This is a genomic window from Pseudomonas atagonensis, assembly GCF_011369485.1.
Lineage (GTDB): Bacteria > Pseudomonadota > Gammaproteobacteria > Pseudomonadales > Pseudomonadaceae > Aquipseudomonas > Aquipseudomonas atagonensis.
Genome location: NZ_VXCA01000025.1, coordinates 422,207 through 445,619 on the forward strand (window position 1 = coordinate 422,207; position 23,413 = coordinate 445,619).

The 23,413-nt window shown below is 59.4% G+C and carries 24 protein-coding genes; 10 read left to right on the forward strand and 14 right to left on the reverse strand.

Translation table 11 applies throughout. The features are described from left to right. Positions 1-96 precede the first annotated feature (96 nt). Positions 97-969: a pyridoxal kinase PdxY gene (gene pdxY / locus F2P67_RS17500; RefSeq protein ID WP_166221993.1), complete on the reverse strand. Its 873-nt coding sequence runs from the start codon at positions 967-969 to the stop codon at positions 97-99. A 117-nt stretch (positions 970-1,086) separates the two neighbouring features. Here pdxY and F2P67_RS17505 point away from each other — a divergent pair, with 117 nt between their 5' ends. Continuing rightward, positions 1,087-1,500, forward strand: coding sequence for a DUF3301 domain-containing protein (locus tag F2P67_RS17505; protein ID WP_064389782.1), 414 nt, complete (start codon positions 1,087-1,089; stop codon positions 1,498-1,500). 1 nt (position 1,501) lies between these two features. Here the strand turns inward: F2P67_RS17505 and F2P67_RS17510 are convergent, their stop codons facing one another. Beyond that, positions 1,502-2,473 carry a CobW family GTP-binding protein gene (locus F2P67_RS17510; protein ID WP_166222271.1) on the reverse strand — a complete coding sequence of 324 codons (972 nt, stop codon included), beginning with the start codon at positions 2,471-2,473 and terminating at the stop codon, positions 1,502-1,504. Positions 2,474-2,514: 41 nt separating this feature from the next. Here F2P67_RS17510 and F2P67_RS17515 point away from each other — a divergent pair, with 41 nt between their 5' ends. Next, positions 2,515-2,871, forward strand: coding sequence for an NADH:ubiquinone oxidoreductase (locus F2P67_RS17515; protein ID WP_166221995.1), 357 nt, complete (start codon positions 2,515-2,517; stop codon positions 2,869-2,871). A 4-nt stretch (positions 2,872-2,875) separates the two neighbouring features. Here F2P67_RS17515 and F2P67_RS17520 read toward each other — a convergent pair whose 3' ends face one another. Both F2P67_RS17520 and zigA read right to left on the reverse strand, forming a co-directional pair. Next, positions 2,876-3,526 (reverse strand): DUF1826 domain-containing protein, encoded by a 651-nt coding sequence (locus F2P67_RS17520; protein WP_166221997.1) that lies wholly within the window; start codon positions 3,524-3,526, stop codon positions 2,876-2,878. After that, the gene (gene zigA, locus F2P67_RS17525) at positions 3,526-4,731 is read right to left on the reverse strand and encodes a zinc metallochaperone GTPase ZigA (protein ID WP_166221999.1); all 1,206 of its coding nucleotides are present in this window, start codon (positions 4,729-4,731) and stop codon (positions 3,526-3,528) included. The genes F2P67_RS17520 and zigA overlap by 1 nt, the downstream gene beginning before the upstream one ends. 221 nt (positions 4,732-4,952) lie before the next feature. Between zigA and F2P67_RS17530 the strand changes: the two genes are divergently transcribed. Next, positions 4,953-5,330 carry a glutamine synthetase gene (locus tag F2P67_RS17530; RefSeq protein ID WP_166222001.1) on the forward strand — a complete coding sequence of 126 codons (378 nt, stop codon included), beginning with the start codon at positions 4,953-4,955 and terminating at the stop codon, positions 5,328-5,330. On the opposite strand, the gene F2P67_RS17535 is transcribed toward F2P67_RS17530, so the two are convergent. Next, positions 5,327-6,529, reverse strand: coding sequence for an N-acetylmuramoyl-L-alanine amidase (locus F2P67_RS17535; protein WP_166222003.1), 1,203 nt, complete (start codon positions 6,527-6,529; stop codon positions 5,327-5,329). The genes F2P67_RS17530 and F2P67_RS17535 overlap by 4 nt on opposite strands. 84 nt (positions 6,530-6,613) lie before the next feature. On the opposite strand from F2P67_RS17535, the gene folE2 reads away from it, so the two are divergent. The 6 genes from folE2 to F2P67_RS17565 are packed head-to-tail and all read left to right on the forward strand — an operon-like array spanning position 6,614 to position 11,820. Next, positions 6,614-7,510, forward strand: a complete 897-nt coding sequence (folE2, locus tag F2P67_RS17540) for a GTP cyclohydrolase FolE2 (RefSeq protein WP_166222005.1) — start codon at positions 6,614-6,616, stop codon at positions 7,508-7,510. After that, complete coding sequence (locus tag F2P67_RS17545) at positions 7,507-8,175, forward strand: metal ABC transporter ATP-binding protein (protein ID WP_166222007.1); 669 nt, start codon at positions 7,507-7,509, stop codon at positions 8,173-8,175. Before folE2 ends, F2P67_RS17545 begins: the two co-directional genes overlap by 4 nt. Then, positions 8,175-9,041 carry a metal ABC transporter permease gene (locus tag F2P67_RS17550; RefSeq protein WP_166222009.1) on the forward strand — a complete coding sequence of 289 codons (867 nt, stop codon included), beginning with the start codon at positions 8,175-8,177 and terminating at the stop codon, positions 9,039-9,041. The genes F2P67_RS17545 and F2P67_RS17550 overlap by 1 nt, the downstream gene beginning before the upstream one ends. Positions 9,042-9,052: 11 nt before the next feature. After that, the gene (locus tag F2P67_RS17555) at positions 9,053-9,928 is read left to right on the forward strand and encodes a metal ABC transporter substrate-binding protein (protein WP_166222011.1); all 876 of its coding nucleotides are present in this window, start codon (positions 9,053-9,055) and stop codon (positions 9,926-9,928) included. Next, the gene (locus F2P67_RS17560; RefSeq protein WP_166222013.1) at positions 9,925-10,485 is read left to right on the forward strand and encodes a gamma carbonic anhydrase family protein; all 561 of its coding nucleotides are present in this window, start codon (positions 9,925-9,927) and stop codon (positions 10,483-10,485) included. Before F2P67_RS17555 ends, F2P67_RS17560 begins: the two co-directional genes overlap by 4 nt. 3 nt (positions 10,486-10,488) lie before the next feature. Beyond that, positions 10,489-11,820 carry a dihydroorotase gene (locus F2P67_RS17565; protein WP_166222015.1) on the forward strand — a complete coding sequence of 444 codons (1,332 nt, stop codon included), beginning with the start codon at positions 10,489-10,491 and terminating at the stop codon, positions 11,818-11,820. Positions 11,821-11,902: 82 nt separating this feature from the next. Here F2P67_RS17565 and F2P67_RS17570 read toward each other — a convergent pair whose 3' ends face one another. Beyond that, a complete protein-coding gene (locus F2P67_RS17570; protein ID WP_166222017.1) occupies positions 11,903-12,421 on the reverse strand; it encodes a DUF3617 domain-containing protein in 519 nt (172 codons plus the stop codon). 131 nt (positions 12,422-12,552) lie between these two features. Between F2P67_RS17570 and cls the strand changes: the two genes are divergently transcribed. After that, positions 12,553-13,992 (forward strand): cardiolipin synthase, encoded by a 1,440-nt coding sequence (gene cls, locus F2P67_RS17575; RefSeq protein ID WP_166222019.1) that lies wholly within the window; start codon positions 12,553-12,555, stop codon positions 13,990-13,992. A 3-nt stretch (positions 13,993-13,995) separates the two neighbouring features. Here cls and cfaB read toward each other — a convergent pair whose 3' ends face one another. The 8 genes from cfaB to hflK (F2P67_RS17615) all read right to left on the reverse strand — a co-directional run bounded on the left by cfaB (position 13,996) and on the right by hflK (F2P67_RS17615) (position 23,288). Then, complete coding sequence (gene cfaB / locus F2P67_RS17580; protein WP_166222020.1) at positions 13,996-15,183, reverse strand: C17 cyclopropane fatty acid synthase CfaB; 1,188 nt, start codon at positions 15,181-15,183, stop codon at positions 13,996-13,998. A gap of 85 nt (positions 15,184-15,268) precedes the next feature. Further along, positions 15,269-16,057 (reverse strand): HvfC/BufC N-terminal domain-containing protein, encoded by a 789-nt coding sequence (locus F2P67_RS17585; protein ID WP_166222021.1) that lies wholly within the window; start codon positions 16,055-16,057, stop codon positions 15,269-15,271. Further along, positions 16,048-16,893: an MNIO family bufferin maturase gene (bufB, locus tag F2P67_RS17590; protein ID WP_166222023.1), complete on the reverse strand. Its 846-nt coding sequence runs from the start codon at positions 16,891-16,893 to the stop codon at positions 16,048-16,050. Before bufB ends, F2P67_RS17585 begins: the two co-directional genes overlap by 10 nt. Before the next feature lie 66 nt (positions 16,894-16,959). After that, the gene (gene bufA2 / locus F2P67_RS17595) at positions 16,960-17,211 is read right to left on the reverse strand and encodes a BufA2 family periplasmic bufferin-type metallophore (protein ID WP_123470041.1); all 252 of its coding nucleotides are present in this window, start codon (positions 17,209-17,211) and stop codon (positions 16,960-16,962) included. Between the two features lie 110 nt (positions 17,212-17,321). Continuing rightward, positions 17,322-19,229: a heavy metal translocating P-type ATPase gene (locus F2P67_RS17600; RefSeq protein ID WP_166222024.1), complete on the reverse strand. Its 1,908-nt coding sequence runs from the start codon at positions 19,227-19,229 to the stop codon at positions 17,322-17,324. After that, a complete protein-coding gene (hflK, locus tag F2P67_RS17605; RefSeq protein ID WP_166222026.1) occupies positions 19,226-20,287 on the reverse strand; it encodes a protease modulator HflK in 1,062 nt (353 codons plus the stop codon). Before hflK (F2P67_RS17605) ends, F2P67_RS17600 begins: the two co-directional genes overlap by 4 nt. Beyond that, positions 20,284-21,330, reverse strand: coding sequence for a protease modulator HflC (gene hflC / locus F2P67_RS17610; RefSeq protein ID WP_166222027.1), 1,047 nt, complete (start codon positions 21,328-21,330; stop codon positions 20,284-20,286). The genes hflK (F2P67_RS17605) and hflC overlap by 4 nt, the downstream gene beginning before the upstream one ends. Beyond that, positions 21,327-23,288, reverse strand: coding sequence for a protease modulator HflK (gene hflK, locus F2P67_RS17615; RefSeq protein WP_166222028.1), 1,962 nt, complete (start codon positions 23,286-23,288; stop codon positions 21,327-21,329). Before hflK (F2P67_RS17615) ends, hflC begins: the two co-directional genes overlap by 4 nt. Positions 23,289-23,413 lie beyond the last annotated feature (125 nt).

Here is a 23,413-nt window from a genome sequence, read left to right on the forward strand (position 1 = left end):
CGATTTCAAGACGCTTCGCGAGCAAGCCCTCTCTCACAGGGGGAACGCATTCCAAATGTGGGAGCGGGCTTGCTCGCGAATGGGGGCAACGCGGTCTTACAAACTGATCGCCGTCGCCTCGAACTTCACCCGCGGATGCGCAATCCGATCCTGCGCCCGCACCAGTTGCAGCTCGTAACTGGCACACGCCTGAGTTTCCAGCAGCACTTCATGCACCGCTGCCGCCGTAAACTCGAACGCCGCGACCAGGCTGTCGCCCAGCAGCACACGCGCCAGAAACAGACCGGACGTCAGATCGCCCACACCCACCGGCTGACGCGGAAACGCCAGCAACGGACGGCGCAGATGCCAACTGCCCTCGGCGGTCACCAACAACATCTCGAAGCCATCCGCCGGCTTGCCTGGGTAATCCAGATGCTTGACCAATACGGCTTTCGGCCCACGCGCCAGCAATGCTCGAGCCATCGCCAGGCAATCAAACAGCGACTGCGGCTTGCGCCCGGAAAAACTGTCCAGCTCCAGCTGATTCGGGCACATGAAGTCCGCCACCGCAGCCGCCTCGTCCAGCAGAAAGTCACTGACTTCAGCCGGCACGCTGCAACCCTTCTCCGGGTGGCCCATGACCGGGTCGCACAGATACAAAGCCTTTGGATTGACCGCTTTGATGCGCGCCACGCCGCTGAGGATCGCCCGACCCTGTGCCGCGCTGCCGAGATAACCGGACAGCACTGCGTCGCAGTTGCCCAGTTCGCCGATGGCCGCGATGCCTTCGATCAGTTCGGGAATTTGCTGCGGCGGCAGCACTTCGCCCGCCCATTGGCCGTACTGCGTGTGGTTGGAAAACTGCACGGTGTTGAGCGGCCAGACATTCACCCCGACGCGCTGCATCGGAAAAACCGCAGCGCTGTTGCCGGCGTGGCCGAACACCACATGGGACTGGATGGCGAGCAGATGAGGCGTACGTTTCATTCGGGTTTTTCCGTAAAACGATTGAAATTCAAGCCGCGCAGTATGCGACGAAACGCAGCCTGTACGACAGACCGGCGACGCAGTTAAGCTGACGCTATCTTTTGGAGTTCCTTGTTGATGCTGACCCTCGAAAACATCTTCGTGCTGATGCTGTTCGCCGCTGCCGGCGCCTGGCTGTGGCACAACCACGGCTTGCGCGAGCGGGCGCTGGAGCGGGTCAAGCAGCATTGCCTGAACGTGCGTGTCGAGCTACTCGACGGCAACGTGGCACTGAAGAAGATCGGTTTCATCAAGGACGCCAACGGACGCCGACGACTGGCGCGGGTTTACAACTTCGAGTTCACCGTGACCGGCGAAACCCGCCACAACGGCACCATCACCCAGTTTGGCGCGCACAGTGCGCAGATCGAACTGGCGCCCTACCCGGCACCGTTCGACGATACGCCGCCGGTGGTCGAGGTGCACAAACCGCGGGCCGAGGTGATCGAGCTAAGCCAGTGGCGCCAGGAACACACCAAGTGGAAACCGTGAGTCAGTCTGCCTGAATCCGGCACTGCGCCAATCCGGCCTGTAATTCAGCGATATTCTGTGGGTCGGCGAAGATCAGCTCGATCCGTGAGTCCTTGCGCCACTCGCTGGTTTGCCAATTCAGCGCAGCGTTATCAAGTGCGTTGGCCGATATCCAGCCACCGCTGCTGCGGATAATCATTTTTGCTCTTTTCCAGATGAGGCGGCTCAGCCAATCGTCGAGACGTTGCCGATCAAAGGTCTGGCCCGGATGCCAGCGCCAGCCGATGCTCCAGCCACCCTCTTGAGCCTGACACAGGCAAATCGGCACCGTCGGATCGCTCCAGATGGCCGGCATTGGCGCCGCGCCATTGGGCACCATCAAGTTATCCACCGCCGCCACCGCTTCAACTCCCAATCCCGGCAGTTCACTCATTGATAGTTGCGCCTCTTGCGTCCAGATCTGCCTGACTGGAGGTAGCCAACGGGATATTGCCTGTCGGGCAACGTCATCAAGGTTTTCAGCCTTGTTCAGCAGCAATAAACCGGCGCCGGCCAGTGCCTCCTGCTGAGCGGCGGGCAGCGGCTTTCCTGCCTGAAGCGCCTGGGCATCCAGCACCAAAACACACGGCTGCACCGCCAGCACCCCCAGCCATGGCGCCTCGCTCAACTGCTTGAGCAACTGGGCGGGATGGCCCAATCCGGACGGTTCTATAAACAGTCGATGGGGCCGGGCCTTGCGCAACAGACGTCCGAGGCCGATCTGGAACGGCGCACCATTCACGCAACACAAACACCCCCCGGCCACCTCACCCAGTGCGATACCATCGCCGTCGCGGGTCAGTAGCGCAGCATCGAGGCCGATCTGGCCAAACTCGTTGATCAGCACCGCCCAGCGCTCCCCTTCCGGCCGCTGCGCCATGAGCTGACGAATCAGGCTGGTCTTACCCGCACCCAAGGGGCCGGCAATGACATGAGTAGGAATGTTCTGCAACATGGCGGGCATTTTTCTGGGGAGAGTTCCTGAGGAGGGCGAAGATGCGTTGGAACGGATGGTCGTTGCTGTTGCTGCTGATGTCGAGCGAAGTGTTGGCCCAGGCCTGCGTGGTGCACAGTCAGGGCGAGCGGCTCGACGTCAAAGTCTGTCAGCAGAACCGCAACATCCCGGAAAAACTGTTTAACGACGGCTTCTGTCAGCCAACGCTGGCCGGCCAGAAAGTCGACGTGCAGTACGTCGATCAATGCCCGAGCGGGGCATTCGGCGTGTGCAGCAACGCACAAGTCGCCAATATGCCCTATCGCCAGGATATCCACTATTACGGCGTCGCCACCGATGCGGCCTACTTGAAGCCGTATTGCGAAGGTCAGAGCCAAGGCGCATGGCTCAAGCCTTGAAGCGCTAGCCGAGCCAGTCGAGCGTCAGCATCAGGCGTCGTTCACCCTGAGCGAGTTGCGGCGAGCGATGGATCAAACCGAAGCCTTCATTGCCACGCCATTTTTCGCCCTTCAACAACGCCACTTCGCCGCTGTTCAGTTGCTGGATCTGGGCGGCATCCTGCGGTTCGGCGTTTGCCTGGCCCAGTTGCTGACGATCCATCGCGCCTTCCTTGAGCCACTGACTGCCAGCTCCGGCGTAAGTGGTGATCAGGCGAACAGGCACATGATCTACATGAAAGCGCGGACACATGGCTTTATCCAGCACCCGTAAACGCAGACCCATTCGACGTGCCCCGAGTAGACAAGCGAACGCGCTGACCATCCATTTCAGATCGGCAATAAAGCCGTCATAACCCTCCAGATCGCGAAAGCCTGAGGCCAATCCGCAGAGATCGGGTTCAGCCTCTTCGTCGGCCAGTTCCAGACACAACGACTCGGCCAAAGGCTCGTCGAGAGAGAGCAAAAGGTTGGCGAAATCGGCGATGTGCAGCGGCAATTGCCGTTGCCAGACGGCGAGGTTGATTTCGTCGTCGAGGATTCGAGTCAGATCGTTCGGCGTCGGGCCTTGATGCTGATATCGGGTGCGGTGTTGCTGCAGTTTCAGTGCGAGCATCAAGCTGCCTCGTCGTGCCAAGGGCCAAACGGATCCGCCAGCAGTCGCCAGCCCTCTGCACCCAGCGCCATTTCATCATCGGTCAGCAAGCAGGCGTCGAGTTCCTCCGAAAGCTGTACGAAATTGATGTTTTGGCCGATGAACACCAACTCTTGACGACAATCGCCTACGCTCGGCGTCCAGTTTTCCATAATCGCGCGGGTACTTTCCTGATCCTGCGGCCATTGGTTTTTCGGCACGAAGCGCCACCAGCGCCCGGCGAATCCATGCCGCATCAAACCTCCGGCCTGGGACCAGCTACCGGCATCCGAGGGTTTACTGGCGAGCCAGAAAAAGCCTTTGGAGCGCAGCAATTTGCCGTTCAGCCATGGCCGGTCGATGAAGTTGAAGAAGCGTTGCGGGTGGAAGGGGCGACGGGCGCGGTACGCCGTGGAGGCGATTCCGTACTCTTCGGTCTCCGCGACATGCTCACCACGTAATTCCTGCAACCAGCCTGGTGCCTGGGCGGCTCGTTCGAAGTCGAATCGACCGGTGTTGAGAACCTTCTCCAGCGACACTTCGCCCATGACCATCGGAATGATTTCGGCGTGGGCGTTGAGACGCTTGAGGATAGCAATCAACTCATCTCGCTCATGCTGGCTGATTAGATCGATCTTGCTGATCAACAAAACGTCGGCGAATTCGATTTGCTCGATCAGCAGGTCTGTGATCGAGCGCTCGTCTTCTTCCCCGAGGATTTCGCCCCGGGACGCCAGGCTTTCTGCTGCCTGGTAGTCAGGGAGAAAGTTCATGCCGTCGACTACAGTCACCATAGTGTCGAGGCGGGCGATGTCAGCGATGCTTTGCCCCTGTTCATCACGAAAGGTGAAGGTCTCCGCTACGGGCAGCGGTTCGGAAATGCCAGTGGATTCGATCAATAAGTAATCAAAGCGACCGTCGCGGGCGAGCTTGCTGACTTCTTCGAGCAGGTCTTCGCGTAACGTACAGCAGATGCAGCCATTGCTCATTTCCACGAGTTTCTCTTCAGCGCGGTTGAGGCTGACATCACGCTGAACTTCGCTGCCATCGATATTGATTTCGCTCATATCGTTGACGATAACGGCGACGCGCAAGCCCTTTCGATTACGTAGTACGTAATTCAAAAGCGTACTTTTTCCGGCGCCTAAAAATCCTGAAAGAACGGTCACGGGCAATTTATCTGACATTGGATAATCCTCATCGAAAAGGCGCCGATCAACGCTTTTGCGTGCGCATGGCGTTTTTGGCCTCATACGATGGGTTCGCAGACGGCAAACGCTTGAAATCGGTCGGTTCAGGCTCAGTGCGAATTTATGTTATAGTATAACAATGTAAGCACGCCAGCCCTTTACTTGCCCTCGTCGACAAAACGCAGGAAGCTGCAATCAATCCGCTGCCCGGAATTCTCATGAACCAAACGCTGAAATGTTTGATGTTGAGCCTCGTACTGCTGGCAACTGAGGATGCATGGGCGCAAATTCCACAACCTGCCACCTGCACACGCAGTGCAACTCTGTTGGCCTGCGTGGATGACGAAGGCAACGCATACAGCGTCAATACCGTTGGCTCAACGCTCTATCTGCGTGGCTTCGAAAAGAACGGCCAGCGTTACTGGGCACAAACCAACAGCCGCTTCGGGCAACTGACGTTCTTCACCGGCATCGCTTCGGACGGGGAGGCCTGGGTCGGTTACACCCGCCGGGTAGGCTGGACGACCATCAACCGCTTCTCCAGCTCAGGTGGCAGTAGCGCTAAATTCACTTGCAGCCGGATTACCGGCTGTTAAACCTGCGCGTTTTTTTGCTCTTGCTGCCAGGCTAGGTAGCTGTCGAGCGGCGGGTTCTTTTGAAAGTAACGCTGCAAACCGTTGAATAATCCGTCGGCGATCGCTTGCTGATGCCTCGCAGTGACCAGTCGCTGGCTGTCGCGTGCATTGGATATGAAGCCGGTTTCCACCAGGATCGAAGGCACATCAGGTGACTTCAGCACGGCAAAACCCGCCTGTTCGACGCGCTTTTGATGCAGCGCAGTGATGCCAGCCAGACTGCTGAGAATCGTGCCCCCAAGCTGAAGACTCGCTGCGATGGTGGCATTCATCGACATGTCGAGAATCACACCGGCGAGCATTGGATCTTTGTCTTTCAAATTGAGCAGACTGGTTGCGCCGAGCAAGTCGGCTCCGTTTTCACGCTGCGCCATAAAACGAGCGGTGGCCGATGTCGCGCCTCCTTCGGACAAGCAATAAACCGACGCACCGGAAGCTGTCAGCCGAGGGGCGGCGTCGGCGTGGACTGAGATGAACATGTCGGCTTTGTGCTGACGAGCAATCTCCACGCGCTTGCGTAGAGGAACAAAAAAGTCGTCATTGCGTACGAGTTTCACGTCGAAACCTTTCTCTTTTTTCAGCCGTTTCGCGAGCAATTGCGCGATGGATAACACGACATCCTTTTCTCGCTCGCCTTTTGCACCGACTGCTCCAGGGTCTTTTCCGCCATGCCCGGGATCAACAACCACGATGATGTCGCGCTTTGGATGGGGACCTTTCTGGGGTGTTTCACGTGGAACCTTTGGCGCAACCGAAGCCTTTTGAGCACTGACCAAGTCCAACACCAAGCGATGTCCCTGGCCGTCCTGGGGCGCTAAAAGGAAACTGTTCAAAAGCACTGGATGACTCAGATCGAGCACTATTCGAGCATTTCCCTGACCGATGGGACCAGATCGTATCGAGCGGATCACCGTATTGCCGACATCCAAATGACTGAAGTCTGAGCTGAAATTGGCGCCAGTCAGGTCAATGATCAACCGTTCCGGCGCAGTCAGTGTGAAAGTCTTGTAGATCACTGGCCCAGTCAAATCGAACACCAATCTCAATTTCTCATCCGAACGCCAAATGCGCGCGCTGCGGATTTGTGTCGCTGAAGCAGTGAAAGGCAGAACGAAAGCCGCGCTGGCCAGAATCAGATTGAGCAAATGACGTCTGTGCATGTGAAAGCCTGTTCATGAAAAAGGCATCGTGATTTGAATTGTTATAATGTAACATCTAATTCAATCAACACGATGGGCCTGAACATGAATTCGCTGACACTCCCGGACATCGCCGCCCAAGTCGCTCGCCAGGCTCTTCCACTGGAATGGGTTGGCATGCGCGGCATTGCCTTGCCGATTTTGCTGGAAGGCCAACGCCTCAGTGCAAAGGCTGATGCGGGTGTGAGCCTGGATGATGGCGAGGCACGCGGGATTCACATGTCGCGCTTATACCTGGCGTTAGAAGCGCTAGAGCTAGAGAACCTTTCACCCACCCTGATGCATCAAGTTCTTCAGCGTTTTCTGCAGAGTCACGACGGCTTGTCCAACGCTGCTTACCTGAACATCCACAGTGATCTACTGCTGAAACGGCCGGCGTTAGTCAGCCCTTTGTCAGGGTGGAAATCCTATCCCGTAACCATTTCTGCCCGTTTGGAAAACCAAGTGTTCCACGTGGAACTCAAAATCGAAGTGCCCTACTCTTCGACTTGCCCCTGTTCTGCAGCGTTGGCGAGGCAGTTGATCCAACAGCAATTCATCGACGACTTTGCCAATAAAGCTCTGCATCACGCTGACGTTCTGGGGTGGCTAGGATCGACCCAAGGCGTCATCGCAACGCCACACAGCCAACGCAGCACCGCAGAACTCCATGTGCACCTCGAAGACTTCGTCGACGAATTACCTTTCACCGCGATCATCAACGACGCCGAAGCCGCCCTCGGTACCGCGGTACAAACCGCAGTGAAACGCGCCGACGAACAAGCCTTCGCCTTGGCTAACGGCCAGAACCTGATGTTCTGCGAAGACGCCGCCCGCCGACTTAACCTCGCCTTGCGCCGTTCTCCGGGGATCAGTGGATTCCACATCAGAGTCATCCACGCAGAAAGCCTGCATGCCCACGATGCCGTCGCCGAAAGCACTTGGCAGCGAGAGTCCGCATGATCCGCTGCCAATCCCTGAGTTGGGGCGCACCCGGTCAACCGCTGACATCGCCCCTAAGCCTCGAGCTGGAAAGCGGCAGCCTGACCGCAATCATCGGCGCCAACGGCTGCGGCAAAAGCAGCCTGCTAAAAGTCATCGCAGGGTTACAAAAACCATTAGCCGGCAAGGTCGCACTCAGTGTCCCGCGCCAGAGCGGCTTGTCCTTCCTGCCTCAGCAACAGCATCTGGATCGGCAGTTCCCGATCAGCCTCGAAGATCTGGTCGCCGCCGGTTTTTGGGGACGACGACTGTCGACGCAATTGCGTGCCCAACGATTGCAAGCCGCGCTGAAAAACTGGGAGTTGAGCGGTCTCGAACATCGCCCACTAATGGCGCTTTCCGGTGGCGAATTGCAACGTGCCCTGCTCGCTCGATTGAGCCTTGTCGACGCCCCCGTTCTGCTACTCGACGAACCTCACGCGGCCCTCGATGAACTCGGTCAACAACTGCTGTGGCAACACATCCACGCCTGGCATGCCGAAGGCCGGACACTGCTAGTCGTTTGTCACGATCTGGCTGCCGTTCGCCAACACATTACGCAGGCACTGCTGATCAAAAACCACAGCTGCGTGTATGGCGCCAGCAGCGAACTGATCCAGCAAACATCCGAGGCGCGAGTAGCCTGATGCACACACTCGCCCACTTCTGGCAACCGTTCAGCGAATTCGTGTTCATGCAACGCGCCTTGCTTGGCGGATTGGTACTTGCCTGCAGCATTGCTCCCCTTGGTGTGTTTCTGATCCTGCGACGCATGAGCCTGATCGGCGATGCGGTCGCCCACGGCATCCTTCCCGGCGCGGCATTGGGTTTCTGGTTCGCTGGCCTGAGTCTGCCGGCGCTGACCTTCGGCGGTCTCGGCGCGGGCCTGAGCATGGCTGGCCTCGCCGCGTGGATAACCCGGCGTACCGGACTGCGCGAAGACGCCAGTCTCGCCGCGATCTATCCAATCTCACTGGCCAGCGGCGTACTCATTCTCGGCATCGCCGGTAAGCGCCTCGACCTTTTGCATTTGCTGTTCGGCTCGGCACTGGCGGTCGACGGGCCGACGCTTAACGGAATGTTATGGGTCTCGGGCTTCAGTCTGATCGCCATGGCCCTGATCTACAAACCGTTGCTGCTCGACACGCTCGACCCATTGTTTTTGCGCACCGTCAGCAGACTTGGCCCCCTCGCCCACGGCGTGTTTCTGACGCTGGTCGTGCTGAATCTGGTGATCGGATTTCAAGCCATCGGCGCGTTGATGGTGGTCGGTTTGATGATGCTGCCCGCCGCTGCTTCGCGGTTCTGGAGCCGACGCCTGCCGATCCTGATTGCCATGGCGGCGCTCATCGGTTGCCTGTCGGTATGGCTCGGATTGCTGTTGTCGTTCTACTACTCGCTTCCCAGCGGGCCGGCCATCGTGCTGGTCGCCGGCGTCGGCTATCTGCTGTCCGTGGTGTTCGGGCCGGTTCACGGTCTGCTGCGCCGCCCGCCCCTGCTCACGTCCCAATGAGGTGTTTCCCGATGCGCGCCCTACTCGTGTTGTTCAGCCTGATGCTGTCGATGTCATTGTCGGCAGCGGAAAAACTGCCCGTGGTCACCAGCTTCAGCATTCTCGCCGACATGGTTCATCAAGTCGGCGGCGAGCATATCCAGATCACCAACATGGTCGGCCCGGATGCCGACGCGCACACCTACGAGCCGACACCGGACGATGCCAAAGCGTTGCTCAAGGCGAAGTTGATCATCAAAAACGGTCTTGGCTTCGAACCATGGCTGGATCGAATGGTGACCAGTACCGACACCCAGGCGGCCGTCGTCAGTGCCAGTCACGGTGTGATCCCTCGCTCGCTGGATGAGGACGGCGAGACCATTCCCGACCCGCACGCCTGGCACAACCTGGCAAACACCGAGTTGTATGTCGCCAACATCACCAAGGCGTTGATCGCTGCCGATCCGGCGAACAAGGCTGACTACGAGCGTAACAGCCAGACCTACCTCAAGCAGATCTACGCCCTGCTCGCCGAAGCCAAGGCCAAGCTCGGCTCGCTGCCAGCCGGCAACCGCAAGATCGTCACCAGCCACGACGCCTTCGGCTACCTCGGTCAGGCCTACGGCATCGACTTCATGGCGCCGCAAGGTTTGTCCACCGAGCGCGAACCGTCGGCTGCAGAAGTCGCGGCGCTGATCACTCAGATCCGTCAGGCCAAGGTCAAAGCGGTGTTCATGGAAAACATCAAAGATGCGCGCCTGCTCAAACAGATTGCCGAAGAAAGTGGCGCGCACATCGGTGGCACGCTGTACTCGGATGCCCTCGCCGCCAGCGGCCCGGCCAGTACGTTCACCGGATTGTTCGAATACAACCTCAACACCCTCTACAACGCGCTGAGCCAACCATGATCCGTAAAAACCCATCAGGTGATTTACCGCAAATTGCCGAGTCGGCGTACGTCGATAAAACCGCGATCATCTGCGGCAAAGTGATCATCGGCGAGAACGTGTTCGTCGGCCCTTACGCCGTCATCCGCGCGGATGAAGTAGACGCTTCGGGCGACATGGAACCGATCACCATCGGCGCCAATTCGAACATTCAGGACGGCGTGGTCATCCACTCGAAATCCGGCGCGGCGGTGACCATTGGCGAATTCAGTTCCATCGCCCATCGCTCGATCGTGCATGGGCCGTGCGTGGTCGGCGATCGCGTGTTCATCGGTTTCAACAGCGTGTTGTTCAATTGCGTGGTCGGTAACGGGTGCGTCGTGCGCCACAACTCGGTGGTCGATGGCCGCAATTTGCCCGACGCGTTCTACGTGCCCTCCACCACCCGCATCGGCCCGAACACTGACCTTTCACAATTCCCGCCGGTGAGTGTCAGCGCATCGGAGTTTTCCGAAGACGTCGCGCGCACCAACGTTGATCTGGTGCGTGGCTACAAAGCCCTGCAGAACGAGTTCTGAGCCATGAGAAGTGTGCTGATTCGCAACGCAAGGCTGGTCAATGAAGGGCGAGAATTCGAAAGCGATCTATTGGTCAGCAACGGGCGCATCGTCAAGATTGCCCGCAGTATCGAAGGTGAAAACGCAGCCGTTGAAATCGATGCAAACGGCCAGTGGCTGCTACCCGGCATGATCGATGACCAAGTGCATTTCCGCGAACCCGGTGCGCCGGCCAAGGGAAGCATCTTCACCGAGTCACGGGCGGCGGTGGCCGGTGGCATCACCAGTTTCATGGACATGCCCAATACCCGGCCAGCCACACTTACGCTTGAAGCACTCGCCGATAAAAAACATCGGGCAGCGCTGAACTCGGTGGCCAATTACGGCTTTCACTTCGGGGTCAGTCACGACAACCTCGACACGGTCGCCGCGCTCAATCCCTTCGAAGTGGCCGGAGTCAAAGTGTTCATGGGCGCTTCGACCGGCAACATGCTGGTGGACGATCCGCAGATTCTCGAGCGACTGTTCGCCGAAGTGCCGACGATTCTGCTGGCCCACTGCGAGCACACGCCGAGCATCGACGCCAATGCCGCCAACCTGCGCGAGTTGTTCGGCACCCAGCTCCCGCCAGCCGCTCATGCGCTGATTCGCAACGCCGAGGCGTGTTTTCGCTCTTCCTCGATGGCGGTGGATCTGGCGAAACGGCACGGTACACGTCTGCATGTTTTGCATCTGACCACGGCGCGCGAACTGGCGTTGTTCGAGGACAAACCACTGACGCAAAAACACGTCACTGCCGAGGTCTGTCTGCACCATCTGTTATTCGATGATCGCGACTACCCAGCGCTTGGCAACCTGATCAAGTGCAACCCGGCGATCAAGACTCAAGTTGATCGCGATGCTTTGCGCGCAGCACTGAACAGCAATCGGCTGGACGTCATTGGCAGTGATCATGCGCCGCACACCTGGTCGGAAAAGCAGCTGCCTTATGTCGAGGCGCCTTCGGGATTGCCATTGGTGCAACACGCATTGCCGGCGCTGCTGGAACTGGTGGCGGACGATATCCTGCCAATCACCACGCTGGTGGCGAAGACCAGCCATCGCGTCGCGGATCTGTTTGCGATTCCGGATCGGGGTTATTTGCGTGAAGGGTATTGGGCGGATCTGGTGTTGGTTGAAGCGCAGGCGCTGGAGGTCGATCGGCAACCGATTCTGTCGCAGTGCGGATGGACGCCGTTTGCCGGGCGTAGCTTTCGGCATCGGGTGAATGCGACGATTGTGTCGGGACAGATTGCCTGGCGGGAGGGTCGGGTGAATGAGGGGTGTCGCGGGCGAGCGCTGAGGTTTATGCGCTGACTGTTATGACGCCTTCGCGAGCAAGCTCGCTCTCACACTCGGAATGCCTTCCAATGTGGGAGTGGGCTTGCTCACGAAGCTTTTAAGCTCTTGGTTTCACAGTGCCGCAATCCTGACCCAGCCACACTGCGCGGGTTTCCAGGCTGCCTTTCTGATTGATGCCGATGGCGTTGAACGTGCCGTTGGCCACGGTGGTGAATTCACGATCACTGAGGAACGTGGCGACACCAGTGCCTTGCGCTTTCGGGCAACTGAAGCGGAATTTCCACTGATTGCCATTGCGCTCGGTGATTTGCTGTTTGCAGCCCGATTGCGGGTCAGCCAGCGGAATATCATTGGTCGCCACTTGCTCTGGCGTCAGGCAGGCGCGGATACCCTTGCCGCCGATATTGATGCCGTTCTTCTCCAGCGCCGCGCGTTGCTGCGGGGTCATCTGGCCTTGAAGCTGGCCGAGGATCGATTGCACATCCATCGGCTGGTCATCGACCTTTACATTGCTCGACGTCATTTCCCACAGCCCCGGCTGCAGCATCTGCGCCTGAGCAATCACCGGCAAAGCCAAACCCATGCCCAGCGCCAAACCCAGCAGACGAACGTTCATCGAAAAACTCCTGATCAGTAGTGGCCGTTAGACGTCGGCCAATGGCTTCGGTTCATGGACCAATTAAATAGCGACATTCGCGACAGAACATGGTCTGTTAAGCATTGAATCTTCCGGAGCAAGGCTGCCCCATGGATTATTTCGGACCGCACATTTTCGGTTATTTGATCGCCCTGATACACACCCTCGGCTTGATCGCCGCCATTCATGCCGTACTGACGGTGCGCACGGCTCAAGGCTCGATCGCCTGGGCATTGTCGCTGATCTTCATTCCTTACCTGACGCTGATTCCGTATCTGGTGTTCGGGCGCAGCACCTTCGATGGCTACATCAAAGCGCGGCGCCAGGCCAACGAGCAAATGCGTCAGGCAATCTCAGAGCTGAACTGGCGCCCTTGGGTCGAAGAAGCCCTGACTGCACGTGCTTCAAACGCCTACGCATCATTACGGGCAATGCCGAAACTGGGACGGATGCCGTGCCTGGCTAACAACGAAGTACAGCTGCTAGTGAATGGCACGGCAACCTTCGAGTCGATTTTCCACGCCATCGATCAGGCAAAAGAAGCGGTGCTGATCCAGTTCTTCATCATTCACGATGATCGACTCGGCCAGCGCCTGCGCGATCTACTGCTGAAGAAAGCCGCTGAAGGCGTCACGATTCATTTGCTCTACGACCGCATTGGCAGCCACGCCCTGCCCCACAGTTACGTGCAAGCCCTGCGCGATGGCGGTGTCGAGGTCAAAGCGTTCGCCACCCGCAGCGGCTGGCTCAATCGCTTTCAGGTCAATTTTCGTAATCACCGCAAGATCGTCGTGGTCGATGGCGTGGTCGGTTTTGTCGGCGGACATAACGTCGGCGACGAATACATGGGCGAGAAGCCGCCACTGGCGCCGTGGCGCGACACCCATATCAAGGTTCGCGGCCCGGTGGTGGCGTGCATGCAGGAGTCCTTCGCTGAAGACTGGTTCTGGGCCGCGCGTACATTGCCGCCGCTGATCCTGCCGGATGAATACCCGGATGACGGCGTGCTCTGCCAGTTACTCGCCAGTGGCCCGGCCGATGCCTACGAAACCTGTTCGCTGTTCTTTGTTGAAGCCATCCATGCAGCGACGGAACGAGTGTGGATCACCAGCCCTTATTTCATTCCCGACGAGGCGGTGTTCGCCGCATTGCGCCTGGCCGTCCTGCGCGGCGTCGATGTGCGACTGCTGCTGCCTTCGCGCCCGGATCACCGCATCGTCTATGCCGCGTCCAGTCTCTATGCCTTTGAAGCGGTGCGCGCGGGCGTGCGGGTGTTTCGTTACGAACCCGGTTTCCTGCATCAGAAGGTAGTACTGATCGACAGTGAGATCAGCGCAATCGGCAGCGCCAATCTGGACAACCGTTCATTCCGGCTGAATTTCGAAGTGATGTTGCTGACGGTCGACAGTGCCTTTGCCGCCAGCGTGGAACAGATGCTCAACGATGACTTCGCCCAGGCCTATGAAATCGCCAAAGAAGAAAGCCGGGAGATCCACCGCCTGCAACAGGTCGGCATGCGGATCGCCCGGCTGATTTCGCCGATTCTATAAAGGTTAAGGGTTGTAGATGTCGTCGCGAGTCCAGGGCAGTTCATGGCTGCCATCAGGATGTGCTTTCACCGCGAGGATCTGGTGCAGGTTGATCCAGCCGCGTGCGAACGCGTAAGCGCAACCGGCCAGATACAGCCGCCAGATACGCAGCGCCTGATCCGGCACCAGTTTGGCGGCAGCTTCCAGATTGTCTTCCAGCCGTTCGCTCCAGTGGTCGAGGGTGCGCGCGTAGTGCAGGCGCAGACTTTCGACGTCGACAATCTCCAGACCTGCCTCGCTGATCTCGGCCGAAATCATCGCCAGATGCGGTAGCTCGCCGTTGGGGAATACGTATTTCTCGATAAAGTCCCCGGCGCCGCGCCCGACCGGACGGCCATCGGTGTGCTTGGCGGTGATGCCGTGGTTCATCACCAGACCGCCCTCCTTCACCGCACCGAACAGGGTTTTGCAGTACTCGGCCAGATTGGCGTGGCCGACGTGTTCGAACATGCCGACGCTGACCACTTTATCGAAGCGACCATCCTGGGGCAGATCACGATAGTCGAGCAGTTGCAGCTCGACCTGATCTTCCAGACCTTCGGCCTTGACGCGCTCACGCGCCAGTTGCAGTTGCTCCTTGCTCAAAGTGATGCCGAATACCTTGGCGCCGAATTCTAGCGCGGCAAAGCGTGCCAAACCGCCCCAGCCACAACCGACATCCAGCAGATACTCGCCCGGCTGCAGACGCAGCTTGCGGCATAAATGACGGAATTTGGCTTGTTGTGCCTGTTCGAGTGTCTCGCTGCCCGTTTCGAAATACGCGCAGGAATACGCCATGTCGCTGTCCAGCCACAGCTGGTAAAACGCATTGGACAGGTCGTAGTGGTAGGAAATGGCTTTGGCGTCGGTTTCCTTGTCGTGCACCGAACGCACGGGCTGACTGTCGTCATCTTCGTCGAGCAGCGCGTTGCTCAGTTCATCGCAGACCCGAATGACCTCGCTGATTGAACCCTCGAGTTCGAGTTTGCCTTCTACGAATGCTGCCCCGAGCGCATCAAGGCTCGGATGGGTGAACTGGGTGACCATCTGCGGGTCCTTGACCACGATGGTGACGCTGGGCGTCGGCCCCAGATTGAACTCATGGCCGTCCCAGAGTCGCAGGCGAAGTGGTAGCTGCAGGTTCTGTAAGGCCGGTGGAAGTTGCGCGAGCATGGAAAATCCCCCCTTGTTTCAGACGTCTGATCTGAGGGTAGACCATCCTTGAAAAATAGCAGGCTATCGATCTGATCAGCCCGATCTATCGTTCCAGACGCTCCAACAGGCCATCCTGCACCCACTGTTTCAACCAGGTGACGGCTTGAAGGGGAGCGCCCTCACCATAAGTGACTGCTAACTCCGCGCACAGTTCGGCGAAATTCCAGCCGTGGTTGAACAAGCCGTTCAGCGCGGCGACTTCCGGTGCTTCAAGGCTGCGGTAGTTGCAGATCAGCTCGTTGCGCCAGATCAGGCAGACCCTGGGCACCTCAAGCGCAACGCTGGCCGGGAACTCGCTTTGCTCTTTGACCGAGCGCCACATTGCCAGGCTGTTGAAATGGCATTCCAGCCACTGCAACGAGGGCGTCGGTTTGACGCGAAGTGCCGGCCATTCTTCCGGGGCCAGCGCCGCCATGCCTTCAATCGTCAGCGGATCACCCGCCGGCGCATCGAACGCCAGGGTGAACGCCCACTCCAGCGCTGCAAGCTCCGCCAGTGGCGCATTCTGCTCCGGCACCAGATACCTGCGGATAAACCCTTCAAACCCTTTACCCAGCCAACGCAGGCTGTAGTGTGCGGAGGGTTGTTCGCGGATATAAGCCGTGGCGAGTTGATCGAACTCTTCATCGCCCATCCACTGCCAGATCACTTCGAAGTCGTTGCGCAATACCTCGAGCAGTCGCGCCTTGTAGGCGTTGTGATAAATCGCCAGCCCGGTGCCGACATCCAGCGTCGGCCCGCCAATCAGACTGTCGCCCAGGATCAGATGGGCGCTGGCCGCTTCATCCAGCAGAAACGATTCGAACGCTATTTGCCACTCTCTCAAGCGCATTGTTGCCTCCCGGCCAAGGCCTTGGTGCCGAGTTCACGAGCCTTTTGCAATTCATCAAGCAGTTCTTCGAAGGGCGGGAAATGGTCGTCCCGCTCCAGCAATGTGGCCACCGGGCCGAAGTGCTCCAGCGTGCGTTGATAAAGCACCCACACCGGATCGCTCACGGGATGGTCGTGGGTGTCGATCACGTAATCGCCGTAGTCGCTGTGCCCGGCAAGATGCAGCTGGCGAACCTTGTCGACGGGCAAGCTTTCAATGAATGCCCACGGATCGAAGCCGTGGTTGCGTGAACTGACGTACACGTTGTTCACATCCAGCAGCAGTTCGCAGCCACTCTCACGGCTCAACGCGGCGAGAAACTCCCATTCGGTGAAATCATCGGAAGCGGCGCGGACATAACTGGAGACGTTCTCCAGTACCAACGGGCGCTGCAGAACATCCTGAACCTGAGCCACCCGGCCAGCGATGTATTCGAGACTTTCTTCGGTGTAGGGCAATGGCAGCAGGTCATGCAGTTGGTGGGCGTTGCCGCGGCTCCAGCACAGGTGGTCGGAAATCCACGCGGGTTTGACCCGCTCGGCCAATTGTTTGAGTTGTTGCAGATAGTCCGCATCGAGGGCATGCGGCCCGCCAATGGACAGGGAAACGCCATGCATCACCAGCGGATAGCGCTCGGCGATGGCGTCGAGGTGATACAGGGCTTTGCCGCCCTGCACCATGAAGTTTTCCGAGACCACTTCAAACCAGTCGACGTCTGGCGACTGTTCGAGGATCTGCTGGTAGTAAGCGCTGCGCAATCCGAGGCCGTAGCCAAGGAAAGGAACGGAAACGGACATGGGCAAACTCCTGATAAAAAAGTGGCCGCAGTGGTGTGAGCCACTGCGGCGGCACTTGCCGGTCAGTTATTCGCCGACCTTGCCACCTGCTTTTTCGCAAGCCGCTTGAGTCATGGCTTTGAAACCCTGCCCCTTGCAGGAGCCCATGCCTTTGCACGCGTGATCTTTGGTTTTGCAGTCGTTCTGGCCTTTACAGGCGTTCACGCCGTAACAGTGAACGTTGGCGTCGGCAGCCATTGCGTTGGTTGCGACACCGGCAAACATGGTAGCGGCGGCCAAAGCGAGAGCGGCACCAGCAGCAGCGGTCTTGATAGTCATTTTTCTTATCCTCGGTAATCGTCAGGGGTGTCGGCTGGAAGGTTGTTCAGTCCCGACATAGCACTAGAGAGAACGGCCCCGGCGGCGTTACAGCGGATCAAAAAATAATTTCAATTTTCTTCCTTGAGCTTGAGCAGCGGCTCCTGAAAGCGCAGTAATCGCCCGGCATTGCCCAGCACCAGCAACGTGCTGAGGTTGTGCAACAACGCTGCGATCATCGCCCCGGCGGCGCCCAGCCAACCGAACGCGGCGAACACGACGATAGCCAGCGTCCAGCCCAGACCGATGATCACGTTGACCTGCAAAGTCCTGCGGCACTGACGGCTCAGTCGCACGCAGGTGCCGAGCCGGCGCAGGTCGCTGCCGATCAACACGATGTCCGCCGACGCCAACGCAATGTCCGCACCGCCCGCCCCCATCGCCACACCCACCACACCGGCTTTGAGAGCGAGCGAATCATTGATGCCATCACCGACCACCATGGGCCGGAAACCATTGTCGATTTCCTTGAGCACGCGATTGAGTTTGTCTTCGGGCAAGGCCTGCGCTTCGACCTCATGCAGGCCGACATCCTTGGCCAATGATCGAGCGACACTGTGCCGATCGCCAGTCAGCAATAACTGCCGACCCAGACCCAGCTCACGCAACTCGTCCAGCGCAAAACGCGCTTCCGGTTTGACCGTATCGGCCAACAATAGCCAGGCGAGAAATTCACCGTTCAGCGCCAGACCGGCAATCGGCCCGTCGTGCTCGGGAACCGTTCTGGTGGAAATCGCCAGTTGTGCGAACAACTCCGGGCGCCCGAGCGCGGCTTCGCCTTGCGCAGTGACGGCAACGACGCCGAGGCCCTGACGCTCGTGGATGTCGCTGAGCGACAGATAGTGTTCCTGACTGACCAGCCCGGCGAGCGCACGACTGACCGGGTGACTGCTCGCCGCGCCAAGACTGGCGGCCAGTGCCATGACGGTCGAAGGCTCCGCGCGCGGGCTGTCGATCGACTGCAGACGTAAAGTGCCGTAAGTCAGCGTGCCGGTTTTATCCACCACCAGGGATGTAAGGTCGGCCAGCTCTTCGAGAAATGCCGAGCTGCGGATCAGGATGCCGTGACGCGCTGCCACCGCCACACCGGCAATCGCCGTGGCCGGCGCCGACAGCACCAACGCACACGGACACGCGGCGACCAACACCGCGAGCATCGCCTGCGCATCATGGGTGATGAACCAGGTCACCGCAACCAACAACAACACCAGCACCATGTAACTGCCGGCATAACGCTCAAGCAAACGAGTGATCGGCGGTTTCGAGCGCTCAGCGTTTTGCATCAGCGCGATGACTTTGCCCAGGGTCGATTCGTCGCCGGTGCGCGTCACTTCGATGCGCAGCAAGCCGTCGAGGTTGATGGCCCCGCCGAACACCGTCATGCCCGGGCCCGCTTCGACCGGCACGGACTCACCCGTGATCGAAGCGGTGTCGAGACTGGCCTGCCCGGACAAAACCCGACCATCCGCCGGCACGCGATCACCGGCCCGCACCTCAACGAGGTCACCGGACTTGAGCGTGCCGTTGTCGACTTCGATGATCGCGCCGTCAGCCTGAATCTTGCGCGCATGGCTGCGGGTGAGTTGGCCCAGCGCATGAATCGCTTCCTGCGAACCGATGACACTGCGCTCCTCGAGCACATGGCCGAAGATCATGATGATTGGCAACAACGCCGCCGTGAGCAAATCACCCGTCGCCCACGCGCCGAGCATCGCCAGAGCGATCAGTTGATCGGTGATGCCGTGCAGGCTCGGATAACGCAGGCTGTACCACGCCGAGCGCATCACCGGTACGGCGACCAGTAAAGAGGCAAAACCGAGCAGTAACTGACTGACGCCGCTTTGCTCCGGCAGCATCCAGCGCCAGAGCAAACCAAGGCCAAGCAAGCCGAGAGCCAGCATTGCCAGGGTCAATTGGCGCGCGGCGCGGCGCTGTTCCGCCGAGGACAACAGGCTCGGTGCAGCCGTGGACGCAGTCATTGACTCGCTCCCTGAATGATTAAACGCGAATCATCTTTCGGATCGACCGTGGTCACTGACCCGGCCTGACCGAGAATCTTCGGCATGCGTTCGCGGTATAGGCGCAGGAGCAATTGCGGGTCGGTGCCCTGTTGCTGAGCCTTGGCCAGACTCAACACCGTGGCGGTGTCGGCCGATGCTTTGGCCAAACGTTCACCCGCCTGAGCGTGAGCCACCTGCAGCGTGCGGTCGGCCTGTTCGTTAGCCGTCTGATTCAGTTTTTCAGCCTCGGTGCGCGCGTTGGCCACGGCTTTGTCGGCCTGCTGGCTGGCCGTCAACACCGCATTGAACGCGCTGACAGCGGGATCCGGCAGACTCGATTGCACGTCGACTCGCGCCACCTCGATGCCAATGCCCTGCCCGCCGACCTTCAGCTCAGCCAGACGTTTATTGATGCCTTGCACCAGATCACCCCGCAGCCGTTCCCGACGTTCGGCAGCCTGATTGTCGGCGCCGATCAGTTCCGGACGAGCGACCAGAATCGTGTCCAGATCCCGCGCCGCCGTCAGAACAACGGCACTGCGCGTCACCAGACGATCCAGTGCGGGCAAGACATGATCACCCTGAAGCACGAAGTCATACGGATCGGTAACCTTGTAAAACACTCGTACTTCCAGCTGCACCACGCCGGCATCACCGGTCAATAAATAACCAGAACCGGCCAAGGCATCGCTCAATGGTGTGGCGAATGAAGCCACTCGGTCAGCCTTCAGCGCCTCATCGCTGCGCAGCAGATTTTCCACCCGGCGCTCAATAACGCGATCCGCTGCCGGCAGCAAAATCACCTGCTCGAAGGGCTGCGGCCACGCCAATAACAGCCCGGCGTTCTGAATGCGATCAAGTGCACCAAAGTGCAAAACCACTGCGCGATTCTGCGGATCAATCTGCCGCACATTGGAAAATGCCCAGGCCAACGCCGCCAACACTGTCACCGCGTACAGAGCAAAAAACGCCAAGCGCCCGGCTTGAATCCACGGGCTGTTCAACGATTGTGTTCCACGTGGAACTTCATCATTCATGGCTGCGACCCGGCTTTGCTTTCGAGCGTCGGCGGCCCATCGACCAGCACGCGGAATGGCGCGGCATCGGTGCGCAGAATCAACTTGGTATCCGGCGTCACGATGGTGCCGAGGGTGTCCAATGAGCGCAGCAAGTTATACAACTGCGGCGAACCGGCGTAGGCCCGGCCATAAATCTGCGCAGCTTCGACGCGAGACTGCGCTTCGATATCGGCGGCTTTCACGGTTGCATCCGCCTGCACAATCCGCGCATCACGCTCGGCGGCAGAACGAATTTGTGCAGCTTCGCGTTTGCCGATCGCGGTGCGCTCGGTGGCGATTGTTTCACGCTCGGCGCGCATGCGATCCACGGTGGCCGTGAGCGTGACCGAAGGCAAGGTCAGTCGTTCAATGCCCACCTGCACCACTCGCACACCGTAAGTGGCGAGTAATTGCTGATCGATCTGCTGGCGCAATTGCGCTTCGAAATCAGCGATGCGCACCTGACTGGCATCGGTGTTCACCAGATTCGCCAGGTCAAAACTGCTGGCGGTGGTTTCCAGCGCCGAGCCGACAAACGTGCGAATCTGCCGCGCCGCTTCATCCGGCTGGTTCTGTACCGCGCGCATGAAACGCTGCACGTTGTCCGGATCACCTTGCACCTGCCACGCCACGTAAGCCTGAACGATGATGCGCAAACCGTCGCGGGTGCCGACATCCTGCAAGCCACTGGACGTGGTGCGCAGACGCAGATCCACCGGGATCGCCGCTTCGAATGGCGCCGGCCAGCGCCAGTTCAAACCGGGATCAAGCAAGACTCTGGCGGGGTTGCCAAAACGGGTGATCACCGTGGCTTCACCGGAGCGAACCTGTACCAGGCTCGCCGCTGCAATCGCGAACGCCACCAACAACACCGCCCAGCCCATGCGCCGCCACGGGAATGGTCCCGCCTCTTCAGGTGCACCGTGGTGATGGTGATGATGGCCGTGATGATGGTGATGCCCGCCGTGGCCGTGATCGTGGCCGCTATGGTCATGTTGATCGTGGGTATGCGACTGGCTCAATGGGTGACTCCTGGTTGAGCGTTGGTGCGCGCGGGCGACGGATCAGTCGGCAGCGTGAACGTACGCAGGTCGATGGTCGGCGCATTACTGCTGCCGCCCAGACGATGATCGAGAATAAGCAGCCTGGCTTTGCTCAGTCCCAGACTCAGTTGACTGAGGTACTGCTCCAGCACAAAAGCCTGGCCGGCGCTGGCAAAAGCCTTTTGCTCAGCACTGAATTTCAGATCCGCCGCCTGCGCCGTCGCGTTGATTTCACGCGCATTGGCGCTGGCCTGATCCCGCGCAAGACTGGCCTGCAACTGCGCCTGATTGCTCGCTTGTGCGGCGGCGCCGCGCTCGCGGGAGATCAACGCCTGCGCGTCAATCTGTGCCGCTTGCACGCTGTGATAAGCGTTGGCGGCACCGGCCGGCGGGTGAATCGCCTCGACCACGGTGGCGAGAATTTCCACGCCGCTGTCGAGTTTCTGCAGATCGCTTTGCATCGCACGCCCGATTTCCTCGGCCAGCCCAACCCGGTCTTCGCCGAGCAAACCGTCGAGGGTTCGCGAGGCGAAATCGTGCACCAGAATCCGGCTGGCGGTACTGCGAATCAGCGTGGGTACATCGGCGCTGTTGTACGTCGCGGCCAGCGCGGCCTGATCACTGAGGCCAATGCGATAGACGAAACGCACGTCCATGTTGACGATCTGAAAGCTCTGTTGCTCGCCCCGGCTGCTGGCGATGACCTGGGATTTATCGTTGACGTGGCTAGCGTCCCACAAGCGGTTGGCGGTCGATGGCGCGGGGCCTTCGGCGGGATCAGGCTGAACCGGCGCGGGGTTCTCGCCAACGCTGGTCGCCAACTCGTGCACGACACCGTTCTCAATGCTCAACACGCGACCCAGCGGCCAAGGCAGCCCCGCGTGCAACCCGGGGCCGAACACTTGCACCGGTTTGCCGAAACGCTCGTACACACCGCGACCTTGCAGGGGAATCTCGTGGATGCCGGTCAACAGCCAGCCGATGACAGCCACCAGCGCCAGCACCGGCAACAACGCTCGGCGCATGTAACTGAACGCCCAGATCTGGCGTAAATCGATGCCGAAACGGTTGTGCAATTCATGTTGCAACGCGAGCAAAGGTTGCGGCGGCCAACGCAGCATGTCGGCGACAAAACTGCGCGCCAGCAGAGTCGGCTCAAGTTGTTCGCGCCGCGGACTGAATACCGACAGAACTGCACGCAATAGCAGCTCAATCGCCACCAATCCCGGCAAGATGGCAGTCAACACCGCAAGACGCACAGGCCACACTGCGCTTTCACCGGCGAACAATAAACACAGCGCAGCCAGTACCAGGCTGATGATCGCCACGCGAGTGAGTTGCGCCAGCGAGGCGGCTTCGGGCCACTGCGCCGGGTTCTCCTGGGCCAATTGCCGCTCCAGCACCAGCAAACCGAACGCCAGCAGCAAGGCCAATGCCGCGCCGACCGTGGCCGACAGTCCGACGGCTGCCGCCGGGAGCGCGAGGTTCCACACTTGCTCGATGCTCAGCACTGCCAGCAACGCGCAACCACCCAGCCACAACGTCGCCGCGCCAATCAGCCCAAGCAGATGCAGACTGCGCTGATTCAGGCGCTCGAGCAGTCGTTCGTACCAGCCCTCCGGAGGCGGCGGCTCCTCCAATCCCGGCGCAATAGACGCCTGAGGATTGATCGCCCGTTCACGCCAGCGTGTCACCCACCACGCCGATTGCAGCCCGGCGAGTAAAACCAGCAGCGCCGCGCTCTGGTTGACCAGCAGTGGCAACCATAACGATTGCGGGGCAAACAGCCCGACAAAAAACGCCAGCACCCAACCGGCACCGGTCAAACCGCCAAGTCCGATGGCCAGCCGCCGCAGTCGTCTGCCCTGCGTCGCCGCCTGTTGAAAGCGCGGCAGTCCGGTCACTTGCGTGCCATCAACCTCCAGATCGACTTGCATATCACCCCAAGCTCATTGGCCTACTCTTCGTATCGTTACGATATAACGAAAAGCGTGAAATATTCGTACACAGTTGCGCTTATTCAAAGACGCCCAACCTGTCTCTTGCCTGAAGCCTTGACCGA